Origin of the sequence: Streptomyces sp. NBC_00461, from assembly GCF_036013935.1 — a bacterium.
Classification (GTDB): domain Bacteria; phylum Actinomycetota; class Actinomycetes; order Streptomycetales; family Streptomycetaceae; genus Streptomyces.
The window spans coordinates 5736517-5760534 of sequence record NZ_CP107902.1; the positions used below are offsets into that span (position 1 = coordinate 5736517).

The 24018-nt window shown below is 70.9% G+C and carries 28 protein-coding genes and 1 pseudogene; 16 read left to right on the forward strand and 13 right to left on the reverse strand.

Annotated features, from left to right (window positions below; translation table 11 throughout):
* Positions 1 to 11: 11 nt before the first annotated feature.
* Positions 12 to 446: an SRPBCC domain-containing protein gene (locus OG870_RS26880; protein ID WP_266589192.1), complete on the forward strand. Its 435-nt coding sequence runs from the start codon at positions 12 to 14 to the stop codon at positions 444 to 446.
* On the opposite strand, the gene OG870_RS26885 is transcribed toward OG870_RS26880, so the two are convergent.
* The 5 genes from OG870_RS26885 to OG870_RS26905 all read right to left on the reverse strand — a co-directional run bounded on the left by OG870_RS26885 (position 433) and on the right by OG870_RS26905 (position 4414).
* A complete protein-coding gene (locus OG870_RS26885; RefSeq protein WP_266520539.1) occupies positions 433 to 1431 on the reverse strand; it encodes an isopenicillin N synthase family dioxygenase in 999 nt (332 codons plus the stop codon). The two genes, OG870_RS26880 and OG870_RS26885, sit on opposite strands and share 14 nt — an antisense overlap.
* A 28-nt stretch (positions 1432 to 1459) precedes the next feature.
* On the reverse strand, positions 1460 to 1918 hold the full coding sequence (locus OG870_RS26890) for a nucleoside deaminase (RefSeq protein ID WP_266589194.1): 459 nt from the start codon (positions 1916 to 1918) through the stop codon (positions 1460 to 1462).
* A gap of 41 nt (positions 1919 to 1959) precedes the next feature.
* Positions 1960 to 2859: a transglutaminase-like domain-containing protein gene (locus tag OG870_RS26895; RefSeq protein ID WP_266589196.1), complete on the reverse strand. Its 900-nt coding sequence runs from the start codon at positions 2857 to 2859 to the stop codon at positions 1960 to 1962.
* Between the two features lie 106 nt (positions 2860 to 2965).
* The gene (locus OG870_RS26900) at positions 2966 to 3640 is read right to left on the reverse strand and encodes a hypothetical protein (RefSeq protein ID WP_266589198.1); all 675 of its coding nucleotides are present in this window, start codon (positions 3638 to 3640) and stop codon (positions 2966 to 2968) included.
* 60 nt (positions 3641 to 3700) lie between these two features.
* Positions 3701 to 4414 carry a MerR family transcriptional regulator gene (locus OG870_RS26905; protein ID WP_266589200.1) on the reverse strand — a complete coding sequence of 238 codons (714 nt, stop codon included), beginning with the start codon at positions 4412 to 4414 and terminating at the stop codon, positions 3701 to 3703.
* Between the two features lie 117 nt (positions 4415 to 4531).
* On the opposite strand from OG870_RS26905, the gene OG870_RS26910 reads away from it, so the two are divergent.
* The gene (locus OG870_RS26910) at positions 4532 to 4834 is read left to right on the forward strand and encodes a hypothetical protein (protein ID WP_266519265.1); all 303 of its coding nucleotides are present in this window, start codon (positions 4532 to 4534) and stop codon (positions 4832 to 4834) included.
* A gap of 30 nt (positions 4835 to 4864) precedes the next feature.
* On the opposite strand, the gene OG870_RS26915 is transcribed toward OG870_RS26910, so the two are convergent.
* Complete coding sequence (locus tag OG870_RS26915) at positions 4865 to 5839, reverse strand: quinone oxidoreductase family protein (RefSeq protein ID WP_266589202.1); 975 nt, start codon at positions 5837 to 5839, stop codon at positions 4865 to 4867.
* A gap of 96 nt (positions 5840 to 5935) precedes the next feature.
* On the opposite strand from OG870_RS26915, the gene OG870_RS26920 reads away from it, so the two are divergent.
* Positions 5936 to 6271, forward strand: coding sequence for an ArsR/SmtB family transcription factor (locus tag OG870_RS26920; protein ID WP_266589204.1), 336 nt, complete (start codon positions 5936 to 5938; stop codon positions 6269 to 6271).
* An 85-nt stretch (positions 6272 to 6356) separates the two neighbouring features.
* On the opposite strand, the gene OG870_RS26925 is transcribed toward OG870_RS26920, so the two are convergent.
* The 5 genes from OG870_RS26925 to OG870_RS26945 form a co-directional block, all read right to left on the reverse strand.
* Complete coding sequence (locus OG870_RS26925; RefSeq protein WP_266519271.1) at positions 6357 to 7490, reverse strand: caspase, EACC1-associated type; 1134 nt, start codon at positions 7488 to 7490, stop codon at positions 6357 to 6359.
* Complete coding sequence (locus OG870_RS26930) at positions 7491 to 7835, reverse strand: effector-associated constant component EACC1 (RefSeq protein ID WP_266519273.1); 345 nt, start codon at positions 7833 to 7835, stop codon at positions 7491 to 7493. It abuts the gene before it with no gap.
* A 27-nt stretch (positions 7836 to 7862) separates the two neighbouring features.
* Positions 7863 to 9272, reverse strand: a complete 1410-nt coding sequence (locus OG870_RS26935) for a tetratricopeptide repeat protein (RefSeq protein WP_266844589.1) — start codon at positions 9270 to 9272, stop codon at positions 7863 to 7865.
* 60 nt (positions 9273 to 9332) lie between these two features.
* Positions 9333 to 9713 carry a hypothetical protein gene (locus OG870_RS26940; RefSeq protein WP_266519277.1) on the reverse strand — a complete coding sequence of 127 codons (381 nt, stop codon included), beginning with the start codon at positions 9711 to 9713 and terminating at the stop codon, positions 9333 to 9335.
* 237 nt (positions 9714 to 9950) lie between these two features.
* On the reverse strand, positions 9951 to 10346 hold the full coding sequence (locus OG870_RS26945; protein WP_266589206.1) for a PLD nuclease N-terminal domain-containing protein: 396 nt from the start codon (positions 10344 to 10346) through the stop codon (positions 9951 to 9953).
* A gap of 88 nt (positions 10347 to 10434) precedes the next feature.
* Here OG870_RS26945 and OG870_RS26950 point away from each other — a divergent pair, with 88 nt between their 5' ends.
* The 3 genes from OG870_RS26950 to OG870_RS26960 all read left to right on the forward strand — a co-directional run bounded on the left by OG870_RS26950 (position 10435) and on the right by OG870_RS26960 (position 13005).
* Positions 10435 to 11886 (forward strand): menaquinone biosynthesis decarboxylase, encoded by a 1452-nt coding sequence (locus OG870_RS26950; protein ID WP_266519281.1) that lies wholly within the window; start codon positions 10435 to 10437, stop codon positions 11884 to 11886.
* Positions 11883 to 12785: a menaquinone biosynthesis prenyltransferase MqnP gene (gene mqnP, locus OG870_RS26955; RefSeq protein WP_266589208.1), complete on the forward strand. Its 903-nt coding sequence runs from the start codon at positions 11883 to 11885 to the stop codon at positions 12783 to 12785. The genes OG870_RS26950 and mqnP overlap by 4 nt, the downstream gene beginning before the upstream one ends.
* A 70-nt stretch (positions 12786 to 12855) precedes the next feature.
* Positions 12856 to 13005: a hypothetical protein gene (locus OG870_RS26960; protein WP_266519285.1), complete on the forward strand. Its 150-nt coding sequence runs from the start codon at positions 12856 to 12858 to the stop codon at positions 13003 to 13005.
* On the opposite strand, the gene OG870_RS26965 is transcribed toward OG870_RS26960, so the two are convergent.
* Positions 12996 to 13598, reverse strand: coding sequence for a rhomboid family intramembrane serine protease (locus OG870_RS26965; RefSeq protein WP_266519290.1), 603 nt, complete (start codon positions 13596 to 13598; stop codon positions 12996 to 12998). The genes OG870_RS26960 and OG870_RS26965 overlap by 10 nt on opposite strands.
* 90 nt (positions 13599 to 13688) lie before the next feature.
* On the opposite strand from OG870_RS26965, the gene OG870_RS26970 reads away from it, so the two are divergent.
* The 8 genes and pseudogenes from OG870_RS26970 (at position 13689) to OG870_RS27005 (ending at position 18557) form a co-directional block, all read left to right on the forward strand.
* The gene (locus OG870_RS26970) at positions 13689 to 14372 is read left to right on the forward strand and encodes a UbiX family flavin prenyltransferase (protein ID WP_266589210.1); all 684 of its coding nucleotides are present in this window, start codon (positions 13689 to 13691) and stop codon (positions 14370 to 14372) included.
* Between the two features lie 56 nt (positions 14373 to 14428).
* Positions 14429 to 14884, forward strand: a complete 456-nt coding sequence (locus tag OG870_RS26975; RefSeq protein ID WP_266519294.1) for an Lrp/AsnC family transcriptional regulator — start codon at positions 14429 to 14431, stop codon at positions 14882 to 14884.
* Between the two features lie 53 nt (positions 14885 to 14937).
* On the forward strand, positions 14938 to 16101 hold the full coding sequence (gene mqnE, locus OG870_RS26980) for an aminofutalosine synthase MqnE (RefSeq protein WP_266519296.1): 1164 nt from the start codon (positions 14938 to 14940) through the stop codon (positions 16099 to 16101).
* A gap of 15 nt (positions 16102 to 16116) precedes the next feature.
* A pseudogene (locus OG870_RS26985) lies at positions 16117 to 16485 on the forward strand (hypothetical protein); the annotation flags it as partial.
* 20 nt (positions 16486 to 16505) lie between these two features.
* Entirely contained in the window at positions 16506 to 17030 is a 525-nt protein-coding gene (locus OG870_RS26990) for a GNAT family N-acetyltransferase (protein WP_266844582.1), read from the forward strand.
* 96 nt (positions 17031 to 17126) lie between these two features.
* The gene (locus OG870_RS26995) at positions 17127 to 17432 is read left to right on the forward strand and encodes a DUF4229 domain-containing protein (protein ID WP_266519300.1); all 306 of its coding nucleotides are present in this window, start codon (positions 17127 to 17129) and stop codon (positions 17430 to 17432) included.
* A gap of 51 nt (positions 17433 to 17483) precedes the next feature.
* On the forward strand, positions 17484 to 18134 hold the full coding sequence (locus tag OG870_RS27000; RefSeq protein ID WP_266519302.1) for a TetR/AcrR family transcriptional regulator: 651 nt from the start codon (positions 17484 to 17486) through the stop codon (positions 18132 to 18134).
* A gap of 69 nt (positions 18135 to 18203) precedes the next feature.
* Positions 18204 to 18557 carry a hypothetical protein gene (locus OG870_RS27005; protein WP_266589214.1) on the forward strand — a complete coding sequence of 118 codons (354 nt, stop codon included), beginning with the start codon at positions 18204 to 18206 and terminating at the stop codon, positions 18555 to 18557.
* Positions 18558 to 18563: 6 nt separating this feature from the next.
* On the opposite strand, the gene OG870_RS27010 is transcribed toward OG870_RS27005, so the two are convergent.
* Entirely contained in the window at positions 18564 to 19412 is an 849-nt protein-coding gene (locus OG870_RS27010) for a MaoC/PaaZ C-terminal domain-containing protein (protein WP_327691586.1), read from the reverse strand.
* Between the two features lie 339 nt (positions 19413 to 19751).
* On the opposite strand from OG870_RS27010, the gene OG870_RS27015 reads away from it, so the two are divergent.
* The gene (locus tag OG870_RS27015) at positions 19752 to 21704 is read left to right on the forward strand and encodes an AMP-dependent synthetase/ligase (RefSeq protein ID WP_266589218.1); all 1953 of its coding nucleotides are present in this window, start codon (positions 19752 to 19754) and stop codon (positions 21702 to 21704) included.
* Between the two features lie 385 nt (positions 21705 to 22089).
* Entirely contained in the window at positions 22090 to 24009 is a 1920-nt protein-coding gene (locus OG870_RS27020; protein ID WP_266519310.1) for an AMP-dependent synthetase/ligase, read from the forward strand.
* The last annotated feature ends 9 nt before the right edge of the window (positions 24010 to 24018 follow it).

Consider the following 24018-nt stretch of genomic DNA (forward strand, 5'->3'; position numbering starts at 1 on the left):
GGCTGGTGTACATGACCGGTTCCATAGAACCCATAGAACCCGTAGAACCCATAGAACCCATGGAACAGGGCACCAGCCAGACCCACGGGAGCACGCACCTCCTGCACTTTCTGGTGCGGGTCCCCAGGCCCGTGGAGCAGGTCTGGGAGGCGGTGGCTGCCCCGGACGGGCTCGCGCGGTGGTTCGCCGCCGCCGACGTCCTCGAACCCCGGCTCGGCGGCGCGGTCACCCTTCGTGACGTGGGGAGCGGCCAGGTCACCGCCTGGGACGTGGACCGGGTCGCCGAGTACACGCTGGGTGACGGCGGCCGGATCCGCTTCCATCTCGAACGGGACGGGGACGACGGCACGGCTGTGCGCTTCACCCATGAGTTCCGGGGCGAGACCGAGACCGAGACCGAGGAGCGCTGGCGGGCCCGCTTCGAGCGGCTGATCAGCCCACCGTGATCGAGTCCAGCTTCTCCCGCAGGTACACGTGCGAGTCCACCGGCTCGTACGCCACCCGCCCCACCGGCGCCGGTACGGACTCCACGATCGTGCCCGGTGTGCACTCGCCGAAGTAGACGAGGGACATCAGCTCCTCGGCCGGCGCGTCCGCGGGCGGCGGCAGCACGCGGTGGCGGCCCGAGCGCCAGCGGTCGCCGGTCCAACGGGCCATCAGATCACCGATGTTGATGGTGAAGGCGTCGGGGTCGTACGGGGCGTCCTCCCAGCCGACACCTCCGTCCGCGGGGTCCGTGTAGACCTGCAGTCCGCCCTTGCCCGCCTGCCGGTCCAGGATCGTGACCGTCCCGAAGTCGGTGTGCGGGCCGATGCGGAACTGGCCCGGCTGCGGCTCGCCGACCACCTCGGTGCCCGGGTACCAGTTGATGTTGAAGCCGTACGTCGGGTGGTCCATGTGCCGGGAGAAGAAGTCCGGTTCGAGGCCGAGGGCCTCACCGAGGAGGGAGAGGAGCAGCTTCTCCAGGTCGGCCATCCGCTCCAGGTACTCCTCGCACAGCGCCCGGAGTCCGGGCGCCTGGGCCGGCCACACGTTGGGCGCGTACCACTCCGCGTTGACCACCGGGTCCTCGAAGGGCTCGTGCGTGGCGAAGGTCAGCGACTCCTTCAGGTCCGGCGGGGTCTCGGTGCCCTCCGAGTAGCCGTTGGCCTCCGCGCCCGGCCCGAGCCAGCCGCGGCCGCCGACCTTCGCCGCGTACGGCTGCTTGGCGTCGACGGGCTGCCGGAAGAACGTACGGGCGGCCTCCCGGATCGAGGAACGCAGTGCCGGGTCCACGCCGTGCCCGGTGACCAGCAGGAACCCGGCGGTCCGCAGGGCCTCGTCGACGGTTTTGGCGATCCCCGCGCGGGCCTCGGGATCGCCGGACAGCCAGGGCCGCAGATCGATCGTGGGGACACGCGGCGGGACGGGGGACGTGGCTCGGGTGGGGATATGCGTCGGGATTCGGGGGTCAGGTGCGTCACTCACCGATGTCCTCGTTCCACAGTGCCGGATGGTTGGTGACGAAGTCGCGCATCATGCCGATGCACTCGGGGTCGTCGAGCAGCACGATCTCCACGCCGTGCTCGGCCAGCCAGTCGTGCCCGCCGTGGAAGGTGGCCGCCTCGCCGACCACGACGCGTGAGATGCCGAACTGGCGGACCAGACCGGAGCAGTACCAGCACGGCGAGAGGGTGGTCACCATGGTCGTACCGCGATACGACCGCTGCCGTCCCGACGCGCGGAACGCGGCCGTCTCCGCGTGCATCGACGGGTCGTCGTCCTGGACGCGCCGGTTGCGGCCGCGGCCGAGGAGGGTGCCGTCGGCGCCATAGAGGGCGGCGCCGATCGGGATGCCGCCCTCCGCCCACCCGGCACGGGCCTCCTCGACCGCGGTCGCGAGCCACGTGCGTGCCTGTGCGTGATCCATGCCTCTCATGCTGCTGTGGCCGCGGCGCCGGGGCAATGCGGCGCGATGGCTCAGCGGAGGGTGACGAGGTTCGGTCCGTTGAAGGGGGCGTAGCTCGTCACCGTCCTCGGAGTGCGCAGGGTGTCGTCCTCGGCGAACAGCCGCCGTGCCGCGGCCAAGTTCACGTCGCCGCTCACGACGGGGGCCACACGGTCGTAGAAGGCGCGGGCCGCCTCGGGCAGGGGCTCCCCGGGCTCGCCCTCGGCCTCTCCCCACACGTCCCACAGCAGGGTCTCGACCTTGTTCAGCGCCGCGAGGTCGAGCCGGATGCTGCCGGACACGTACCGCTCGCCCCAGAACGGCCCCTCCTCGGGTCCGTGCAGTCCGAAGGTCGCCGGATCAGCGCCACGCTCGCGGATCGCCCGCCATGCCTCACCCGCGACGAGGAAGCGGTCGCGCGGTACGTCCATGGGGTCGAAGTCGACCTTCCAGTGGTCGGTGACGAAGGGGTCGGCCAGCTGGGCGTCGGCGAGCAGCCAGCCGCGTCCCTCGTCCCAGTACTCGGTGACGACGTGATCGCCGTGGAAGCCGTCGGACCCCCAGTAGTCGGCGAAGCCGATCCGGATGCGGGCCGGGACACCGGCGTGTCGCAGCAGCGAGCAGTGCAGCAGCGAGAAGTCCCGGCAGATCCCGACGAACCGGTCGCCCACCTCGCGCCGCCGGTCCAGCGGTGCGTCGTTCCGCCCGACGAGGATCCGCAGGATGCCGTCGACGTAGCGGGTCTCGGCGTCGTTGTGCAGGCGGTCGGTGGGGTGGGCGTGGCCGAACAGCTCGCCCTCCAGGCGGTGGATCAGCAAGTTCCGGGAGATGCGGGCGAGTTGGGCGGGGTCGCGCGGCAGGTCGGTGTAGAGGCGGGCGAGATCGCCGGGGTCGGAGAAGGTGCTGTGCGAGGCGTGGAAGTCGAGCGACACGACGGGCCTCCCGGAGGCATCATCGACCACGTGTTCGAATACGGGCCGGTGCGGTTCACGGTGTCAAAATCCCCCGCGAATTGTCCAGTTGGAGGGGCGTGCGGTGTCACGCGCGCTGCCACACCGTCACGGCGAGGTCGATGTGGTCTGCGTCCGGGATGTCGGTCACTTCGACGGCGGCGACCCGCAGGTTCTCCGTGCCGACGCAGGCCCGGTCGCCCTTCTGCACGTCCAACGACTGCTGTCCGAGCCGGGTGTTGAGGAGTGTGGCGCACTGCGCCCGCGTCGGCGGCCGGGAGTCGGTCCAGCGGGCGAGGGCGTAGGCGCCGTAGAGCTGAGCGGCTCCCTGGACGGCGAGGTCGCCCACAGGGGCCCGGCCGGGCGGTGCGTCGTCCAGGAACCAGCCCCGCACACCCGCCGTGCCGTCCAGTCGCAGGGAGCCCTGCCAGCGCACCCGGCTCTCCGCGGTCGGGGCGGGGGCCGGGGTCGAAGCCGTGGTGGGGGTGTCCCGGGGTGTGGACGGCGGTGCGGTCGTCGGCTCGGGCGGGTCCGGGCGGGAGGGGGACGACGGGGGGCCGGGGGCCGGGGTGTCCGAGGCGGGCGTCGTCAGGGGCGGCGTCGGGGGTGAGGGCGTGCCGCTCGCGGTCGGCGGGCGGTTCAGCGCGACGAACAGCGTCACCGTCGCCGTGATCAGGGCCGCCGTCAGCGTGCCGGTGAGCGTGATGAGCGCCGCCTTCACCCCGGTGTCCTGGCTGCGGAACCAGCGGAGAAACCTCACCATGATGTCCCTCTCCTGCCGGATGGACCGTCAACTGTACGGTCAGGGCAGGAGCGTTGGCGATCAGGGAGAGTCGGCCGCGAGGTACTCGTACAACATCCCCGACCCTTCGAGCATCGCCCGCGTCCGCTCCGTCAGCGCCTGCCCGCGCGCGGTGATCGCCGCCCGCAGCGCCTCACTGCTGCCCTCCCGGCGCAGGCCCTCCAGGACCGGGCGGATCTGGTCGAGGAGGTAGTCGCTGCGGCGCAGGGTCTGGACCAGCCGGGCGTCCCGTACGTCCACCGGGCTGTACGTGCGATACCGGGTCCCCCGCTCCCGCCCCGGCGCGAGCAGCCCCGCCTCCTCCCACACCCGCAGCGCGGACGGCCGTACGCCGAGCAGCGCGGCGACCTCTCCGACGCGCAGCCCGCCGGGACCGGGCACCGGCTGTGGTTCCGCCCGCGCCAGCGCCTCCAACGCCTCGCCGGACGCCCGGAGATCGGACCGCTCGGTGTGCAGGGCGGCGTGCGTGGCGTCCACCAGGGCGAGGGCGCCGGGGGTGTCCCCGGCGTGCACGGTCCGCATGATCCGCGTCGCCGTGACCGGTCCGTACCCCTTCAGCAAGGCCCGGTACGTCAGCAGCGCGCGCCGGTGCGCGTCGGTGAAGGCACGGTGGCCGGACTCGGTGCGCGTGGCCGGGGGAAGGACGCCCGCGTCCTCGTAGGTGCGGATCTGCTGGGTGGAGACACCGGCCAGGCGCGCGAGGTCGACGGGGCGGAGGTGGTCGGTGTTCGTCATCTGTCTGAAGAGTACGGTCGCGGGGCGACTCGGTCGGTACGGTTGCCGGATCTTCACCAACAGGCGGATTCCAGGTGGAAACCGTACGAGCGCGACCTCGTCGCCTACGGTGAGGCCGTGGACGAAGAAGAGGACCAGCGTCTGGCCGCCCTCGCCCCGGAGGTCTCCCGTCTCTCCATCGACCTGCTGCGCAGGGCGGTCGGCAGCTATCCGGCCGAACGGGTCGCCCAGGAGGCGTTGGACTGCGCCGACGACGTCCTGGAGCGCTTCGGCACGGACGGCCTGCGCGTCCTCGTCATGAGTCTCGGATGCTGGGCGACGGTGCAGGTGGAGATCAACGCGCACGCTTCGGGACGGCCGCCGGAGTCCCTCCTCGACGACATGCAGCTGACGTGGCTGGAGGCCGACCCGGAGAGCTGACCGCGGCTCGGACGCGCCGTGCCGGATGCGCTAGGCGTTCACCCTGAGCAGCAGCTTGCCCGTGCTCGTGCGGGTGCCCATCAGGCGGTGTGCCTCAGCCGCCTCCTCCAGCCCGAACTCCGCCGTCACCGGCAACGACACCGTGCCGTCCAGCGCCTTCGCGAAAGCCCGCTCGACGAGCGAACGCAGCTCGCCCGGAGCCGTCTGCGCCAGGGTCAGGATCGAGAATCCGCCGACGGAGATCCCCCTCGGGTACAGCTCGGGCTGCCCCACGCTCCACGCCGGCGCCGAGCTCGCGTTGCCGAAGGAGACCAGGCGCCCGAAGACCGCGAGCGAGGCCAGGCTCGACCGGAGGGTCTCGCCGCCGACTGGGTCGAGGGCGAGGTCGACCCCGCGTCCGCCCGTCGCGGCCCGCACCGCGTCCGTGAACTCCCCGACGAACACCTCGTCGTACCCGTACTCGCGCGCGTGGGCGGCCTTGGCCTCGCCCGACACCACCCCGTACACCCTGCCGGCGCCCGCGGCCTTCGCCAACTGCCCCACCACCGTGCCCACTCCACCCGCCGCGCCCTGCACGAGCACCGTCTCCCCGGGCTGCAGCCGGCCCACGGCGTGCACCAGGGCGTACGCCGTCGGCAGCACGGCCGGCAAGGTCGCCGCCGTGCGCAGATCGACGCCCGCCGGGACCGGGAACACCGCCGAGGCGCTCGCCACCACCACGTCCGCGTAGGCGCCGCCCTCCGTCATCGCGGTCACCTCCTGGCCGACGGACAGCCCGGTGACGCCCTCGCCGACGGCCCGGATCCGCCCGGAGGCTTCGAGTCCGGGCACGAAGGGCAGCCGCGGCACGCGGTAGCCCTCCCCGCGTGCCTTGAGGTCGGCGAAGTTGATCCCGGTGTACGCCACGTCGACGCTCACCTGGCCGGGGCCCGGCTCGGGCACCTCGGTCTCCACCACCTTCAGGACCTCGGGACCGCCGTACTCCTGGATCTCGACCGCGCGCATGCCGCACCACCCGTGACTCGACTGTTCAATGAAAAGCGAACACTGGCGAGTGTATGGTTTCCATCGAACACTCGGCAAGGTGTGAAGGAGCCCCGCATGACGCAGCGCACCGGTCATCGGGCCGCCCCCGAGCACACCCACCCCGACGACGTCTCCGTCCAGACCGTGCTCGCCGCGCTCGCCGACCCCGTACGCATCGCCCTCGTAAGGGAGTTGGCGGGTTCGCGGGAGTGGTCGCGCAGCTGCGGCAGCTTCGACGTGCCGGTCGGCAAGGCGGCCCTGAGCCATCACTTCGCGGTGCTGCGGGGCGCGGGCCTCGTGGAGCAGCGGGACGAGGGGCCGAGGCGGGTCAACCGACTGCGGAGGGCGGAGTTCGACGCCTGTTTCCCGGGACTCCTGGAGCTGGTCCTGCGGGACGAGCCGACGGCCTGAACGTCCTGAACGTCCTGGCCGGGCCGATCCCCAGGAAGGCGTACGGGGAGAGCGGCAGCGGGTACATCAAGGTCGAACACGTCGATCAGGCCTCGCCGTTCGACGTCGCCCGACCCCGCTGCCGCCGCAGCAGTCTCTCCAGGTCCTCCGCCGCCCCCGGCACCCCGGCGGCCGCGGCTCTCCCGAGCCAGCGTTCGGCTTCCGCCAGGTTCCCCGTGTGCCAGGAGGTGACTCCCAGCTCGTACATGGCGGTGGGGTCCCCGGACTCGGCGGCCCGGCCACGCCACAGCCCGGCCTCCACACGATGTCCGCTCCGCTCCAGCAGCCGCCCCAGTTCCCTCATGGCGTTGGACCGCCCGGCGCCCGCGGCCTGCCGGTACCAGTGCACGGCGCCCGCGCTGTCACCGATCCGCTCCAGTCGCGTGGCCTCCTTCACCATCGCCTCCGGATCGGAGATGCCCGAGCGCGCCCGGTTCCGGGCCAGCGCGAGACGACCGACCGTGTGGGTGCCCCGCAGCTCGGGACGCGGATGACCCTTGCTGGGCAGGACCCGGGCGAGATGCTCGTGGATGGTCTGCAGGGTGAGGAACTCCGCGGCCTCGGTGGTTCCGTGCTTCAGGAGATCGAGCAGTTCACCGGTGTAGGCCGTGTGGCGCGCGCCGACGGGCGCACTGGAAGGGCGGTTCGCCGGTGAGGACGCCAGCGTGCAGGTTCCGGCGACCTCCAGCTGGCCGGCCACCACCGAGGTGGTGGTGGCCATCGCGCCGATGGCCAGTCCGGAGAAGCAGCAGTCCAGGATGAGAACCCGGCTGTCCGCCCGGGCGTTCGCCAACGTACGGCGCACCAGACTGAACGGTATCCCCGTCCACGGCACCAGATCCGGTTCGCTGGAGGTGCTGGGCAGGGACAGGTACAACTCGCCGTCCGGGCCGACCACACCATGACCGGCGTAGTAGACCAGCAGCAGGTCCTCGGCCTCCTTGGCGGCGGAGACCAGCCGGGCCCCGACGGACGCGGAGTCGGTCAGGTCGGAGGGCACCCCCTTGCGCCGCCGTACGCAATGTCCGTCCGGGAGGGCCGTCCCCCACGGGCTGGTGAGCACCTCCACCAGGTCCTCGACGTTGTGCGTCACGGCGGGCAGATCGGGCAGGCCGGGGTCGGTGAACGTGTCGAAACCCAGCAGCACCGCTCGGGACCGCCGGGGGTCGGGCAGCCGCATTCACCGCTCCAGGACGCGTCGCAGCACGGCTTCCACGTCCGCCTCCGGGACGTTGCGCAAGGAGATCTTGACGCTCGCCCCGTCGGGGCCGGTCACCTCGATGTCCGCCGACGGACGGCGATGCCTGATCCACACGGACAGCGAGGCCGCCAGCACCGTGCCGGCCCCCTGGGCGCCGAGTGCCACGACCACGACCTCGGTGAGCCCACCCATGTGGCCGGGCCGGGCGTCGGGCCGCTCGACGGCCGCCCGCCCACGGAACTCGTCCTCACGCGACAACCAGTCGGCCAGCCCGGTCAGCTCCGCCGGGGCTGTGTCGCCGGTCAGCCGGATGTACGCCTGCATCGTTCTCCCCGTTCGTGGCGTGGGCGTTCAGAACCCGGGCCCACGGTGTGCTTCCAGTACGGCCTTCATGTCGGTCAGGGCGTTGGGGACGCCGGCGTCGATCGCCCGTCGGCACCACTGCTCTCCGGCGGCCACGTCCCCACGCTCCGCCAGGAGGATCCCGAGCAACGCCATACAGCTGCCGTTGCCGGCGGCGGACCCCCTGCGGAACCACATCTCGGCGTCCTCCTGCTCGCCGCGGTCCATCCGCAGACGGGCCACATGGAACATGCCGAACTCGTTCCCCGCCTGGGCGGCCCGCTCGTACCACCGATCGGCTTCGTCCATGTCGCCCTGCCGCTCCGACAGCGCCGCCGCTCCGAGCATGGCCGGCTCCTGCCCGGCGGCGGCGGCCTTCTGGTACCAGTGCAGCGCCTCGGCCAGGGCGCCGCGCTTCTGGAGCAGATAGGCCAACCGGAACATCGAACGGTCGACCCTGGCCTCGGCGGCCTCCCGGTACCACCGCTCCGCCTCGGCGAACTCCCCGCGGTCCTCCAGCAGCGAGCCCAGGAAGTCCATCCCCGGTGGCACTCCGGCCTCGGCCGCCTGCCGGAACCACGGCTCCGACTCGGCCGGGCGCCGCTGCTCCACCAGCAGAACCGCCAGCAGCAGAGCCGAGCGGAGATTCCCCGCCTCGGCCCCTCTCCGGTGCCATTCCTCGGCCTCGGCGGGCCGGCCCGTCTCCTCCATCAGCCCCCCGAGTTCGATCATCGCGGGGGTGTGTCCGAAACCGGCGGCCAGGCGGTAGAACTTCTCGGCCTCGGCGCTCTCGCCGCGCTCCTGCAGCAGGGACCCGAGCAGAGTCAGCAGCTCGGCGGTGAGCGTGACCGTCTCCTCCGTGGGCGGCCCGTCCGACGTCGCCAGCAGCGAGGCGGCCTCCCGCAGCAGCTGCTCCGCCTCGGCCGGATCACTGCGCTGCACCGCGATGCGCGCGAGATCCCTCAGCGCATCGGCCTGCACCAGAACCTGCCCCGTGCACTCCGCCGCCTTGCGCAGCCACTCCTGCGCCTCCTCCGGGCGGCCGCTCTCCACCAGCAGACGCCCCAACTGCCGCAGCGAGTAGGCGTCGCCACCGTCGGCGGCCTCGCGATACCACTCGCGTGCGCCCTCAAGGTCGCCGCGCGTCTCCAGGAGGTATCCGACCGCTCCGATGGCGTTCACGTTCCCCGCGTCAGCGGACTTGCGGATCCAGTGCTCCGCCTCACCGGACTCACCGCGCTCCTGCAGCATCCCCCCGAGGCGGAGCATTCCCCCGGTGTGCCCGCGGGAGGCAGCTCGCCGATACCAGTGCTCGGCCCCGGAACGCTCACCCCGCCGCCCGACCAGCAGTCCCAGCTGGACCATCGCGTCCGGATCACCGCGCTCGGCGGCAGCACGCCACTCGTGTTCGTGTTCCACCCGCTCGTCCAACGGTCCCCCGTCCGTCCCTGTCCGTCCGTCGCCGCTCGTTGCGCCGGCTCAGAGGCGGCCCTTGGCGAGTCGGTCGAGCATGTCCTGCTTGATGAAGTCCGTGCCGATGCGCTCGATGAGCCGCTTGGCGGTGCGCTTGTCCGTCGTCGCGAGCGTCCTCGCCATGTTGGCGAGCGCCCCGTCCCGTTCGTGGTCCGTCTTGATGGTCAGCGCGATGCGCTCGGCCTCACGGGCATGGACGGCCACCAACTGCTCGGCCAGTACGCGTACCGAGAAGTCCCGGCCGTTGCGCACGACGTCGTCCTCGTAGTTGACGGTGTTCACGATGCGTTCGGCCTCGGCGATGTCGCCCGGGCCGATGGCCACCTGAATGGCGAGGTCGGTCAGCGCGGCTGCTCGCCGGCGCGCATCCGGGATGGCGCGGGCCATCCGTTCGGCCTGACGTATTTCTTCTCTGAGGCTGCGACGGCCCGCCATGGCTTCCCCCTGAGGCGCAGGCGACTGAAGTGGCCTCGATGACAGCACGCCGCATGTGCGGCGACAAGGGTGCGAGCCACTCAGGAAGCGGCTGGCCGCGAGCCCGCGCAGGTCCCCGGCTCGACGGGGCGGCAACCTTCACAGGTTCAACTCATGTGCGTTCTCGGCCAGTTGGCGAGAACCGGCTGGTCAGTCGGTGCTGGGCTCGTCGCCCCGCTCGCGTCGCCGCAGCTCCTCCTCGCGGCGCCGCAGGTCGGCCTCCCAGTCCTTGAGGAGCGCCTCGTCCTTCTTGTTCTCTTCCTTCAGGGACTTCAGGAACTCGGGGTTGTCGTCGGGCGCGACGAACTCCGTGCGGTGGTTGCGGTGCCACTCCGAGGGTGTGGACCCGCCGGCCGGGACGCCGCGCTGCTTGCCGGCGACCAGCCAGGCCACCGGACCGACCAGCACCTCGCCGAACAGCAGGATGATGAGCACCCAGACCACTTTGGGCAGCCCGCGCACCTGCTCCTCAGGGGTGTTCAGGCAATCGATGAAGGCGTAGATCCACAGCGCCAGGACCAGCAGGAACGGCAGATACCTGAGCATGGTGGTGCGATCCCCCAGGAGACGGCGAAGGGGCGCTCCACGGCCCCGGTGACGGGGTCAGGGTAGCGGGTGACCGATACTGGGACGCATGGCTTACGACGATCTTCGCTCCCTGCTCAGGGCATTGGAACGCGAGGGTGACCTCAAGCGCGTCAAGGCCGAGGTCGACCCGTACCTGGAGGTCGGGGAGATCGTCGACCGGGTGCAGAAGTCCGGGGGACCGGCGCTGCTCTTCGAGAACGTGAAGGGCTCCGCCATGCCCCTCGCGATGAACGTCTTCGGGACCGACCGCCGACTGCTGAAGGCCCTGGGGCTGAAGTCGTACGGGGATATCTCCGAGAAGATCGGCGGACTGCTGCGCCCCGAACTGCCGCACGGCTTCGTCGGCGTCCGCGAGGCCTTCGGGAAGCTCGGCGCGATGACGCACGTACCGCCGAAGAAGGTGAAGGAAGCCCCCGTACAGGAGGTCGTCCTCACCGGCGACGACGTCGACCTCGACGCCCTGCCCGCACTGTTCACCTGGCCCCAGGACGGCGGCTCGTTCTTCAACCTCGGGCTCACCCACACCAAGGACCCGGAGAGCGGCATCCGGAATCTGGGTCTCTACCGGCTGCAGCGCCACGACAGGCGCACCATCGGCATGCACTGGCAGATCCACAAGGACAGCCGCAACCACTACCAGGTCGCGGCGCGCAGGGGCGAGCGACTGCCGGTCGCGATCGCGTTCGGGTGTCCGCCCGCGGTGACGTACGCCTCCACCGCGCCGCTGCCCGGCGACATCGACGAGTACCTCTTCGCCGGGTTCATCGCCGGCAAGCGCATCGAGATGGTCGACTGCAAGACCGTTCCGCTGCAGGTGCCGGCCCAGGCGGAGGTCGTGATCGAGGGCTGGCTGGAGCCCGGGGAGATGCTCCCCGAGGGCCCCTTCGGCGACCACACCGGCTTCTACACCCCGCAGGAGCCCTTCCCCGCGCTGAAGATCGACTGCGTGACGATGCGGAAGCGGCCGCTGCTTCAGTCGATCGTAGTAGGCCGCCCTCCGACAGAGGACGGACCTCTCGGCCGTGCGACGGAGCGGTTCTTCCTCCCGCTGCTGAAGATCATCGTCCCGGACATCGTGGACTACCACCTGCCGGAGGCCGGCGGCTTCCACAACTGCGCGATCGTCTCGATCGACAAGAAGTACCCCAAGCACGCCCAGAAGGTCATGCACGCTGTCTGGGGGGCACACATGATGTCCCTGACGAAGCTGATCGTGGTCGTGGACTCCGACTGCGACGTCCACGACCTCCACGAGGTCGCGTGGCGAGCCCTCGGCAACACGGACTACGCCCGGGACCTCAGCGTCGTCGAAGGCCCCGTCGACCATCTCGACCATGCCTCCTACCAGCAGTTCTGGGGAGGCAAGGCGGGCATCGACGCGACGAAGAAGTGGCCCGAGGAGGGCTACACACGCGACGGCGGCTGGCCCGACATGGTGGAGTCCGATCCCGAGACGGCGGCGAAGGTCGACCGCCGCTGGAAGGAGTACGGTCTGTGAGCAGCGCCTCCGCCGCGATCCCGCAGCCAGGACGCACCAAGGCGTTCCTCCGCCTGGTGATGATCGAGCACTCGGTCTTCGCCCTGCCCTTCGCCTACATCGCCGCCCTCACGGCGATGTTCCAGTGGGACAGGAACATCCACTGGGGGCGGCTGCTCCTGGTCACCATCTGCATGGTGGGCCTGCGCACCTTCGCCATGGCGGTCAACCGGATCATCGACCGCGAGATCGACGCCCGTAACCCGCGCACGGCACACCGCGAACTGGTCACCGGCGCGATGACCGTGAAGCACGCCTGGACGGGCGCCCTGATCGCCCTGGTGGTCTTCCTGGGCTCGGCGGCCCTGCTGAACCCGCTCTGCCTCGCCCTCGCGCCCATCGCGGTGATTCCGATGGTGGTCTACCCGTACGGGAAACGCTTCACGAACTTCCCTCAGGCCATCCTCGGCCTCGCTCAGGCGATGGGCCCCATCGGCGGCTGGCTCGCGATCAGCGGGGAGTGGTCCTGGGACGCCACGATCCTCGGCCTCGCGGTCGGCATCTGGATCGGCGGCTTCGACCTGATCTACGCCTGCCAGGACGTCGATACCGACCGCGAGATCGGCGTCCTGTCGGTCCCGGCCCGCTTCGGCATCCCGGCCGCAGTGTGGGGCGCCCGGGCCTGCCACGTCATCACGACGGCCCTGTTCATCTGGTACGCGGTGGCGACGGACGCCGGCGCCTTCTTCTGGATCGGCCTGATGATCGTCGCAGGCGCCTTCGTCTACGAGCACAACATCGTCCGCCCCCACGACCTGTCCCGCCTGAACAGGGCATTCTTCAGCGTCAACGGCTTCATCGGCATCGCCCTGTTCGGGTGCGCGCTGCTTGATCTCCTGGTTCGGGGGCTGACCGTCTGATGGGAACAAGCGGTACGCGGCCCGAGGCATCCCGAACCACCTGATCTTCGATCCCTGCAAGGGACACCTCATGACGCTCCGGAACCCCGGTCCCGACGGCTACCTGGGGCGCGACACGTTTCCCTGCGGAGGCAAGGTCACCGTGGAGACCGAGATCGGACGGCCGGCCATCGACACCGACCGCCTTCCCGTGGATCCGGAAACGCGTCCTCAGGCCTGAACCCCGCCGGGGGCGGCCCGGCGCCGGAGCCAGAACGCCGTCGCCACGCCCGTCGCCAGGCCGATCAGGTGGGCCTGCCAGCTGACGCCCGTCTGCAGTGGGGAGAGGCCGAACAGGATCGAGCCGCCCCAGACCGCACCCACCAACAGGCCGACCACGACGCCGAGCGGGCGGCGCTCCACGAAGCCGCTGACCAGCAGGAAGCCGAACAGGCCGAAGATCAGGCCGGAGGCGCCCGCCGTGTTGCTGTGCGCCGGGGCCACGAGCCACACACCCAGCCCGTCGGCCACGATGACGATCAGGCACACCGCGGCGAACCGGCGCAGGCCGCCCAGGGCCGCGAGAAACCCCATGACCAGCAGTGGCACGCTGTTGGCGGCCACATGGGCGAAGCCGAAGTGGATGAACGCGGCCGGGACGACGTCGATCAGTTCGGACGGCTCGCGCGGTGTGATGCCCAGGCCGTCCAGTGCGTGGCCGCTGACCACGTCGACCACTTCCAGCAGCCACAGCAGTGCGACCCAGCCCACCATCAGCTTGGCCGCGGCCTTCGCGCGATCCGCGCGCGACCACTCGAGTTCCGTACCCGACATGGCACCCCCACTGCTCCCTCGTCCCCTCCAGGGAACGCCCGGACCCCCTTGGCCGGTTCCCACCCCGCGACGCCGGATAGGCTCGGTGTCGTGAACCCAGTCAAGCCAGGAGAGACGCCGCGTACGCCTTGGATCGTAGGGGTCTCCGGCGCTTCCGGCACCCCCTATGCCGCCTCGGTGCTGCGCGCGCTGCTCGACGCCGGCGAGAGCGTGGACCTGGTGGTCAGCCGGGCCTCGCGGCTCACCCTGCTGGACGAGACGGGGATCTCCTTCCGGGACGCCCACTGGCAGGACGACCTGCGCGAATGGCTGTCCCGGGGCGCCGACGGAAAGCCCGGGACCTTTCCCGTGGACATCGAGGGCGTACGGCACTGGAGCGCGGGGGACCTCGCCGCCGGCCCGTCCTCGGGGTCGTATCCGAGCAAGGGCATGCTGATCGTGCCCGCCTCCACGGCCTGCGTTGCCGGTGTCGCGCTCGGCCTCTCCAAGGACCTGTTGCAGCGGGCGGCGAGTGTCGCCCTGAAGGAGCGCCGCCCGCTGGTCGTGGCCGTACGCGAGACCCCGCTCAGCGGCCAGACCCTGCGCCATCTCGTCACCCTGGACGACGCCGGCGCGAGTGTCGTACCGGCCTCACCGGGCTTCTACGCGGGCGCGACCCACATCCAGGACCTCGTGGACTTCGTCGCCGGACGGGTGCTGGACGCGGCGGGCGTCGAGCACGGCCTCTACCGGCGGTGGAAGGGCGAACTGGGCGGCGGTGCGCCGGGCCGGTAGCAGTACCTCTCACCTCTCATCACTTCGGGAACTCTTCAGCGGAAGGCTTCGATCGCATGGACGCGGTGGACAGGCAGCTCATCCAGGCCCTGAGGGAGAACGGCCGGGCCTCCTACGCGGAGCTGGGGCGCCTCGTCGGTCTGTCGGGACCCAGCGTCACCGACCGCATCAACCGGCTGGAGGCGGCCGGCGTCATCACCGGCTACCGCGCCACCGTCGACTCCGCCTCCCTCGGTCTCGGCGTCACCGCCCTCATCGGCATCTCGCTGTCCGACGCGGCCGACCACGAGGACGTGGCCCGCCGGCTGAAGGACCTCAGCGAGATCGAGGACTGCTGGTTCATCGCGGGCGACGACTCGTACATGCTCAAGGTGCGTTCGTCGGACGTGGACGGGCTGGAGAAGACCATCCGGCGGCTCAGCGGCACCAAGGGCGTGTCCCGGACCCGTACCACCATCGTGCTCTCCACGAAGTGGGAGAACCGGGTCGGGGAGCTGCCCGAAGAGGCGTAGACGTACGGTTGTCGAAGTGGTTCTTGCGGGGGTCGTCGGAGAGAGGTGTGGGCATGGACGTCGGGCTCAAGCGCGAGCTGGAGGAGAAGGTCAGGGCCGGTGAACGGCTGACCCGTGAGGACGGCGTCGCGCTGTACGAGTCGGACGACCTGGCGTGGCTCGGCGGCCTCGCGCACGAGGTGCGCACGCGCAAGAACGGCGACGTGGTTCATTTCAACGTCAACCGCCACCTCAACATGACCAACGTGTGCACCGCCTCCTGCGCCTACTGCTCCTTCCAGCGCAAGCCGGGCGAGAAGGACGCGTACACGATGCGCATCGAGGAGGCGGTGAAGCTCGCCAAGGCGATGGAGGGCGAGAACCTCACCGAGCTGCACATCGTCAACGGCCTGCACCCGAACCTGCCGTGGCGCTACTACCCGCGTTCGCTGCGGGAGCTGAAGGCCGCCCTGCCGGACGTCTCGCTCAAGGCGTTCACGGCCACCGAGATCCACCACTTCGAGACCATCAGCGGTCTGTCGGCGTCGGAGATCCTGGACGAGCTGATCGACGCGGGTCTGGAGTCGCTCACGGGCGGCGGCGCGGAGATCTTCGACTGGGAGGTCAGGCAGCACATCGTCGACCACCGCACGCACTGGGAGGACTGGTCGCGCATCCACCGCCTGGCGCACGAGAAGGGTCTCAAGACCCCGTGCACCATGCTGTACGGCCACATCGAGGAGCCCCGTCACCGCGTCGACCACGTCCTGCGGCTGCGTGAACTCCAGGACGAGACCGGCGGCTTCCAGGTCTTCATCCCGCTCCGCTACCAGCACGACTTCGTGGACCTGAAGGACGGCAAGGTACGCAACCGGCTGCAGGCCCGCACCCAGATGGCCACCGGTGCGGAAGCCCTCAAGACCTTCGCGGTCTCCCGGCTGCTCTTCGACAACGTCCCGCACGTCAAGGTCTTCTGGGTCATGCACGGCGTCCAGACCGCCCAGCTCGCCCTCCAGCACGGCGCGGACGACATGGACGGCTCGGTCGTCGAGTACAAGATCACCCACGACGCCGACAACTACGGCACGCCGAACAAGCTGACCCGCGAGGACCTCCTGGACCTCATCCGGGACGCGGGCTTCAGGCCGGTGGAGCGGAACACGCGGTACGAGATCATCAGGGAGTACGACGGCCCGGACGCGGCGCGTCGGGAGTCGCCGCAGCCGATGCGGGTGTGAGTCCTTCGGAGCGCAGGAGTACCCGGCGGGCGTGAGCCCTCGTACGACTGCGCCCGAGGACGCCTGCACGGCCGAGCCCTTTCCCTCGGCCGCGGCGGTCTCCCCGCCCACGCGCGCGTCATGTTCGTGGGCGAACAGCCCGGCGACCAGGAGGACCGACGCGAGCTGATCGTGGTGTCCGGGCGCGACGGCGGGGAGGCGCTGCTGGGCTCGTCGTTCAAGGTCACGCAGGTGCGCGGGACGGTGCTGGAGGAGGAGATCCACGGGCGCCGGGAGCGGCTGGTGCCGACCGTGCATCCGTTGTCGGTGCTGCGGGCGGACGACGGGGAGGCGGCGTACCGGGGCCTCGTCTCAGATTCCGAGGCGGCGGCGCGACCCTGGTAGGTAATCCGTACCATGACCCGGTGTCCCTTACTTTCACTCTTGACCCGGCCGTCGGACCCGTCCTGCGCGACGGCATCCTCGACCTGTGGACCGACGTCTCCAACGCGGGTGGTTCCGTGGGCTTCGTGCCGCCAGTGGCGCGCGAGGAGATACGTCCCGAGCTGGTCAGGCACTTCGTGGGGATGGCCGAGGGGCGCACCCGGCTGCTGGTCGGGCACGACGAGGAGGGGCGGGTGGCCGCCACCGCCTTCTTCAGCTTCAACACCCACCGGCTGATGACGCACTGGGTGTGGCTGTACACGGTGATGGTGCACCCCCGGCACCAGGGCCGCGGCTACGGCCGTGACCTGCTGGCGGCCGCCGCCGACGCCGCCCGCGGCTTCTCCGGCACCGAGGCGATACGGCTCACCTGCCGCGGCGGCAACGGCCTGGAGCGCTTCTACGGCTCCTGCGGCTACAAGGAGGTCGGCCGCGTTCCCGGCGCGATCCGCGTCGCTCCCGGCGACGACCGGGACGACATCTTCATGCTGCTGCCGCTCACCTGACCCCCGTCCGGCCCCGTCCGACCCCCGTCGAAGATCGCAGGCCCGGCGTGCTTCACTGGACGGTGCCCCTTTTTGGAACCGGAAGAGTGGATTGACATGCTCCGCTACACGCTGATGCGCCTCGGGATCTTCGCGGGCTGCCTCGTGGTCGTCTGGGGCCTCGTCTACTCCGGCGTCGTCCCGCGCGGACTCGGTGACTCCAACGGCATGTGGGTCGTCCTGCTGTCCCTCCTGATCTCGGCCCCGATCAGCTTCGTGGTGCTGCGCAAGGAGCGGGACCGGGCCTCGGTACAGGTCGTCGAGCGGGTCGACCGGATGAAGGCCAACCTTGAGGCGAACGCCGCCCAGGAGGACGGCGCGGACGACGCGGCGCGGGCGCAGGGGCAGACCTCGCAGTCGTAGTCGTTACGTGCGCGGGGGTTGGGAGTACGGCCGCCCAATTACCCTTGCCCCATGGGTGCCGTGAAGACCAAGCGGATGCCGCGCGCGGTCCGTGAGCAGCAGATGATCGACGCCGCCGTGCGGACCTTCGGGCAGCGCGGATACATGGCCGCGTCGATGGACGAGATCGCCGAACTGGCGGGCGTGTCCAAGCCGTTGGTCTATCTGTACCTGAACTCGAAGGAAGACCTGTTCACCGCCTGCATCCGCCGGGAGGCGAGAGCGCTGGTGGAGGCGGTCCGGGCCGGCGTACGGCCCGACGTGCCGGCCGACCGCCAACTCTGGGAAGGGCTGCGGGCGTTCTTCACGCACACCGGGCAGCACCCGGACGGCTGGGCGGTGCTGCACCTCCAGGCCCGTACCCGCGAACCGTTCGCGGCCGAGGTCACCGCGATGCGCGAGGAGATCGTCGCGTTCGTGACGGAGCTGATCGTGGTCGCGGCCCGGGAGGCCCACCGCGACCCCGACCTCCCCGAGCGTGAGGTCGCAGGCCTCGCCGAGGCCCTGGTCGGCGCCGCGGAGTCGCTGGCCGCCTGGGCGAACGCCACGCCCGCCACCACGGCCCGCCAGGCGGCGGCCACCCTGATGAACTTCGCCTGGGCGGGGCTGGGCAACCTCATGGAAGGGCGCCCGTGGGCGCCGCCCCCCACGCCGGAACCATGACACCTGTCACGCGGTAAGGCGGACGCCGGACACTGGGGGAGGGGAGGCCCGCGCCCGTACGTTCGTCCCATGACGCAGAGCGGCGGCGCGAACCCGCGGAAGACCGACATCAAGGTGAGCCTCCTCGGCGGTCACCGCCTCAAGGGCGAGACCCTCCACGAGCGCACCCTCACGGCCTCCCTCATCGGCGGCGCGGACATCGACCTGACGGACGTCGACATCCCGGACGGCGCCGAACCGCGCATCACCAAGCTGAGCCTGATCGGCGGCGTCAGCCTCAGGGTCCACCCCGACGTCCGCGTCGAGGTGCACGGCATCCGGCTGGGCGGTGTACAGGACGACGGTCCGGCCGAGCCCGGCGGCCCCTCGGTCCGCATCGACGCGTGGGGCCTGCTCGGCGGCGTCATCGTCCGCCGGGACTGAGGTGGTTCAGCCGGTCAGGGGTGTCACCCTCCCGCTCACGTGGACGCGGCCCTCGCTGCCGCGCAGCTCGAATCGCCCCCCGTCCGCCGCGTACGTGACGCTCCCCGGCAGCAGCACCGGAGCCCTGAACTCCGCTTCCAGCCGGGCCCGTTCGGGCGCCCCGTGTGCGGCGAGGCAGCGGGCCACCGTCCACATGCCGTGCGCGATGGCGCGGGGGAAGCCGAAGAGGTGGGCGGTGAGGGGGTGCAGATGGATGGGGTTGCGGTCGCCGGACGCCACGCCGTAGCGCCGGCCGATGTCCCCGCCCAGCTGCCACTCGGCGACCGCGGGCAGTGGCTCGGGCTCGTCCGCGGCCCGTGCGGGCATACGGCTCTGGGTCTGGTGCCGGGCCAGATACGTGCTCCGCGACTCCCACACCACATCCCCCTCGGCCCGCATCTCCGTGATCACCGAGGCCTCGGTGCCGCGCCGGTGAGGCTCCAACCCGCCGACGTGCACGGCGAGTTCGTACTCCCCGGTGGCCGCCGTCGCCCGCCGCCGGGTGATCTCGATCGACGTGTGGACGAGACCGAGCAGCGGCAGCGGGAAGCCCCGGTCGCTCATCAGCCGCATGGCCAGCGGAAAGCCCAGCACATGCGGATAGGTGAGCGGCAGCGCGTCGTCGCCGGTCGCGAAGCCGCAGACCCGCTCGTACGCCGCGAGCCGCGAGAGGTCGATGCGCAGTCCGGGCAGGACGAGCCGGTCGCGGGGGAACTCGGCGTCCGGGCGCGGGCGCTTGAACGGGGACAGCAGCGCCCCGCGGGCCAGCAGGGGACCGAGCGCGGGCGCACCGGGCAGGACGACGGACACCGACATCAGGCCCCCAGCAGGTGTTCTCCGGAGGAGGATCCCCCGGACCTCCACGGCGGATAGCGGTCGGCCATGTCCATAACTCCCCACGCGGACTGTCTGCTTACTCCAGAGTCAGGTTACCCGAGGTAAGGAGAGGTCAGAAGGTGAAAATCGCTCACCATACCGTCCGGTAGGGCTCGATCGGCAAGAAAAGCGACGAGGTTGCACATCCCCGACGCATCCCCACCGCCGGACAATCGCCGGACTTTCACTGTCCCATCACGCGAGCGCCGTACGATCTCCTCCCCTGACCTGCGGCAACTCTCCCGCAGGGCGCCTCCGTTGAACCTCTGGGGATCGCCCGTGTCCACCTCGCACCCGTCCACACCCGCGGCGGTCCACTCCACGACGTACGACGGCACACCGGTTCTCGTGGAACCCGAACTCCTGCGGCAGGACGGAGAGGTGCGCGAGGTCTCCGTACCGCCCTTCGTCCCGCGGCTGACGCACGGTTCGCTCGCCGACCTGCCCTTCGACAACGCGCGCATCGCCCCCGACGGCAACGTCCTCAGCCGCAGGACCGAGTCGGGCCGGTGGTCGGACGTGACGGCGGCCCGGTTCGCCGACGAGGTGCTGGCGGTGGCGAAGGGCCTGATCGCGGAGGGGCTGGCTCCCGGGGACCGGATCGCCGTCATGGCGCGGACCGTCTACGAGTGGACGCTCCTCGACTTCGCCGCCTGGGCCGCGGGCCTCGTCACCGTCCCGATCTACCCCACCTCCTCCGTCTTCCAGGCCCGGTGGATCCTCCAGGACTCCGGCGCCGCCGCGCTCGTCACGGAGACCGCCGCGCAGGCCGCGACCCTGGGCCCCGAACTCGACCGGGTGCCCGACCTGCGGCACCTGTGGGTCATCGACAAGGGCCATGTGGAGCGCCTGGGTGAGCACGGTGCGCAGGTGCCGGACCAGGAGGTGGCCGTACGGCGCGGGATGCTCGGCCCCGACACCCTGGCCACCGTCGTCTACACCTCGGGCACCACCGGCCGCCCCAAGGGCTGCGCGATCACGCACGGCAACTTCTTCGCCGAGGTCGACAACGCCGTAGAACTCCTCTATCCCGTGTTCCGGGCGCGCACGAGCGAGGAGGCCGCGGTCCTGCACTTCCTGCCGATGTCCCACATCTTCGGGCGCATGGTGGCGGTCGCCTGCATCCGCGCCCGGGTGCGCCTCGGGCACGCGCCGAGCCTGAAGTCGGAGGCACTGCTGCCCGACCTGGCGAGCTTCCGGCCGACCTGCCTGGTCGCCATCCCGTACATGCTGGAGAAGGTGTTCAACGTGGCCCGCGCCAGGGCCGAGGCCGGCGGCCGGGTCACGTCCTTCGACCGGGCGGTGGGCGTGGCCTGCCGCTACGGCGAGGCGAAGGAGGCCGGCAAGGCGGGCACCGGCCCCGGCCCGAGCGCCTCGCTGAAGGCGGCCCGCTCCTTCTACGACCCGCTCGTCTACCGCCGTATCCGCAACGCCATGGGCGGCAGGGTCCGTTACATGATCTCCGGCGGTTCCCCGCTGGGCCGGCGGCTGGCCTCCTTCTATGCCGGAGCCGGCATCGAGATCTACGAGGGCTACGGCCTGACGGAGACGACGGGCGCGTCCACCGTCTCCCCGCCCCTGAAACCCCGTCTGGGCACGGTGGGCTGGCCACTGCCCGGCACCAGGGTCCGCATAGCGGCCGACGGCGAGATCCTGCTGGCCGGCGACCACGTGCTGCGCGGCTACTGGGACCCGAACGCGGGCGGGGTCGTCCCGGCGACCCTCGACGGCTGGCTCGCCACCGGCGACATCGGCCGGCTGGACGAGGAGGGCTACCTCACCATCACCGGCCGCAAGAAGGAGATGCTGATCACGGCGGGCGGCAAGAGCGTCGCCCCGGCCCCGCTGGAGAACTGGCTGCGCGCCCACCCCCTCATCTCCCAGGTCATGGTCGTCGGCGACACCCGCCCCTTCGTCGGCGCCCTGATCACCCTCGACATGGAGGGCGTCAGCCACTGGCGCCGGATGCACGGCAAGCACCCGGTACCGGCCGAACTGCTCCTGGACAACGATGAGTTGAGGCAGGTCCTGCAGCGGGCGGTGGACGAGGCGAACAAGCTGGTCTCCCGCCCCGAGTCGATCCGCCGCTTCACGGTCCTCCCCGTCGACTTCACGGAGGAGGCCGGCCACCTGACCCCGTCGATGAAGCTGAAGAGGCAGACGATCGCAGAGCAGTTCGCGACCCAGATCGAGCAGCTCTACGACCCCTACGGCACGGGAGCGCCCCATTAGGGGCGCGGGAAACGGCGCAGTCTGTCAGGGGCGGGGGGAACAGGGCAGTGTTCTAGGGGCGCGGGGAACGGCGCAGTCTTTGAGGGGCGCGGGGAACAGGGCAGTGTTCTAGGGGCGCGGGGAACGGCGCAATCTTTGAGGGGCGCGGGGAACTGCGCGACCAGCCACGACGATCCCGCAGACGACAAACGGGCAGGCCACGGCACAACCCCACCGCAAAACCCCCGGAGGGCCCGCACCAACTCCCCATCCGGGCATCGTACGATCACCGTTCTAACCCGCGGTAACCCGTGAGCCGCGCACCGCCGGTGAACGTCTCGGCACGCACTGCACGTACTTCACAGCAGAGCGGGATCGAGCTGCACGCCCCAGGAGCTGAGCTGCCATGTCCGTGTCCGTGCCCTACCCGTCCGCGTCCGACTACGACGGCGTGCCCCAGCTCGTCGAGCCCGAGATCCGTCGGCTGGGCGGGGAGGTGCGCGAGGCGTCCGTGCCGCCGCTCGTCGCGCCGCCCACCCACGGCTCGCTCGCCGACCTGCCGTTCGACAACGCGGACGCCGCACCCGACGCGCGCGTCCTCAGCCACCGTACGCAGGACGGGGACTGGGCGGACGTGACGGCGACGGAGTTCGCGGCACAGGTCATGTCGCTGGCCAAGGGGCTGATCTCGGAAGGCCTGGTCGCCGGCGACCGTATCGCCGTCATGGCGCGGACGATCTACGAGTGGACGCTCCTCGACTTCGCCGCCTGGGCCGCCGGCCTCGTCACCGTGCCGATCTACCCGACGTCCTCCGTCTACCAGACGCGGTGGATCCTCCAGGACTCCGGCGCGGTCGCCCTGGTGACCGAGACCTCGGGTCAGGCCGCGGCCCTGGGCCCGGAGTTGAGCCGGCTGCCCGATCTGCGCCACATGTGGATCGTCGAGAAGGGGCACTTGGAGCGACTGGCCGAACTCGGGGCGCCCGTCCCCGAGCAGGAGGTCGCCGTACGCCGCGGCATGCTGGTCCCCGACACGCTCGCCACCGTCATCTACACCTCGGGCACCACCGGCCGCCCCAAGGGCTGCGTGCTCACGCACGGCAACTTCCTGGCGGAGGTCGACAACGCGACCGAACTCCTCTACCCGATCTTCAAATCGAAGTCGACGGAGGACCCGGCCACCCTCCTCTTCCTCCCCATGTCGCACGTCTTCGGCCGCATGGTGGCGATCGCCTGCATCCGGGCCCGGGTCCGCCTGGGCCACGCCCCGGGCCTGGACGCGGAAGGCCTCCTGGCCGACCTGGCCACGTTCCGCCCGACCTTCCTCCTCTGCATCCCCTACATGCTGGAGAAGATCTACAACAACGCGCGGGCCAAGGCGGAGTCCGGCGGCCGTGCTTCCGCCTTCGACCGCGCGGCGAGTGTCGCCGTCCGCTACGGCGAGGCGATGGAGGCCCGCCACGCCGGCACGGGCTCCGGCCCGAGCGCCGCACTGAAGACGTCCCGTGCCTTCTACGACCAGCTCGTCTACCGCCGCATCCGCAACGCCATGGGCGGCAGGATCCGCCACCTCATCTCCGGCGGCTCCCCGCTCGGCCGCCGCCTCGCGGCCTTCTACGCGGGCGCGGGCATGGAGATCTACGAGGGGTACGGCCTCACCGAGTCCACCGGCGCCGCCACGGTCACCCCACCCCTCAAACCCCGCCTGGGCACGGTCGGTTGGCCGATGCCCGGCACGAAGGTCCGTATCGCGGCCGACGGCGAGATCCTGCTCAGCGGCGGCCAGGTCTTCCGCGGCTACTGGGACCCGCAGGGCGGCGGGGTGATCCCGGCCCACACGGACGGCTGGTTCCCGACCGGCGACATCGGCCGCCTGGACGACGAGGGCTACCTCACCATCACCGGCCGCAAGAAGGAGATCCTGATCACCGCGGGCGGCAAGAACACGGCGCCGGCGCCCCTGGAGAACTGGCTCCGCTCGCACCCCCTGATCTCCCAGTGCATGGTCGTCGGGGACCGCCGCCCCTACATCGCCGCGCTCATCACCCTGGACATGGAGGGCGTCAGCCACTGGCGCCGGATGAACGGCAGGCACCCCGTTCCCGCCGAACTCCTGGTCGACGACGAAGAGTTGAGGGTGATCCTGCAGCGGGCGGTGGACGAGGCGAACAAACTGGTCTCCCGCCCGGAGTCCATCCGCCGCTTCGTCATCGTCCCCGGGGACTTCACGGAGGAGGCGGGCCATCTCACGCCGTCGATGAAACTGCGCCGGGAGACGGTGATGCGGGACTTCGCGGCGCACGTGGAAGCGTTGTACGAGCGCTGAGGTGCCCGC

Coding starts and splice junctions, on each gene's coding strand:
- OG870_RS26880 (WP_266589192.1), top strand. CDS start 12: ATGACCGGTTCCATAGAACCCATAGAACCCGTAGAACCCATAGAACCC.
- OG870_RS26890 (WP_266589194.1), bottom strand. CDS start 1,918: ATGAGAGGCATGGATCACGCACAGGCACGCACGTGGCTCGCGACCGCG.
- OG870_RS26900 (WP_266589198.1), bottom strand. CDS start 3,640: ATGGTGAGGTTTCTCCGCTGGTTCCGCAGCCAGGACACCGGGGTGAAG.
- OG870_RS26905 (WP_266589200.1), bottom strand. CDS start 4,414: ATGACGAACACCGACCACCTCCGCCCCGTCGACCTCGCGCGCCTGGCC.
- OG870_RS26915 (WP_266589202.1), bottom strand. CDS start 5,839: ATGCGCGCGGTCGAGATCCAGGAGTACGGCGGTCCCGAGGTCCTGAAG.
- OG870_RS26920 (WP_266589204.1), top strand. CDS start 5,936: ATGACGCAGCGCACCGGTCATCGGGCCGCCCCCGAGCACACCCACCCC.
- OG870_RS26925 (WP_266519271.1), bottom strand. CDS start 7,490: ATGCGGCTGCCCGACCCCCGGCGGTCCCGAGCGGTGCTGCTGGGTTTC.
- OG870_RS26930 (WP_266519273.1), bottom strand. CDS start 7,835: ATGCAGGCGTACATCCGGCTGACCGGCGACACAGCCCCGGCGGAGCTG.
- OG870_RS26940 (WP_266519277.1), bottom strand. CDS start 9,713: ATGGCCCGCGCCATCCCGGATGCGCGCCGGCGAGCAGCCGCGCTGACC.
- OG870_RS26945 (WP_266589206.1), bottom strand. CDS start 10,346: ATGCTCAGGTATCTGCCGTTCCTGCTGGTCCTGGCGCTGTGGATCTAC.
- OG870_RS26950 (WP_266519281.1), top strand. CDS start 10,435: ATGGCTTACGACGATCTTCGCTCCCTGCTCAGGGCATTGGAACGCGAG.
- OG870_RS26960 (WP_266519285.1), top strand. CDS start 12,856: ATGACGCTCCGGAACCCCGGTCCCGACGGCTACCTGGGGCGCGACACG.
- OG870_RS26965 (WP_266519290.1), bottom strand. CDS start 13,598: ATGTCGGGTACGGAACTCGAGTGGTCGCGCGCGGATCGCGCGAAGGCC.
- OG870_RS26975 (WP_266519294.1), top strand. CDS start 14,429: ATGGACGCGGTGGACAGGCAGCTCATCCAGGCCCTGAGGGAGAACGGC.
- mqnE (WP_266519296.1), top strand. CDS start 14,938: ATGGACGTCGGGCTCAAGCGCGAGCTGGAGGAGAAGGTCAGGGCCGGT.
- OG870_RS26995 (WP_266519300.1), top strand. CDS start 17,127: ATGCTCCGCTACACGCTGATGCGCCTCGGGATCTTCGCGGGCTGCCTC.
- OG870_RS27000 (WP_266519302.1), top strand. CDS start 17,484: ATGGGTGCCGTGAAGACCAAGCGGATGCCGCGCGCGGTCCGTGAGCAG.
- OG870_RS27005 (WP_266589214.1), top strand. CDS start 18,204: ATGACGCAGAGCGGCGGCGCGAACCCGCGGAAGACCGACATCAAGGTG.
- OG870_RS27010 (WP_327691586.1), bottom strand. CDS start 19,412: ATGTCGGTGTCCGTCGTCCTGCCCGGTGCGCCCGCGCTCGGTCCCCTG.
- OG870_RS27020 (WP_266519310.1), top strand. CDS start 22,090: ATGTCCGTGTCCGTGCCCTACCCGTCCGCGTCCGACTACGACGGCGTG.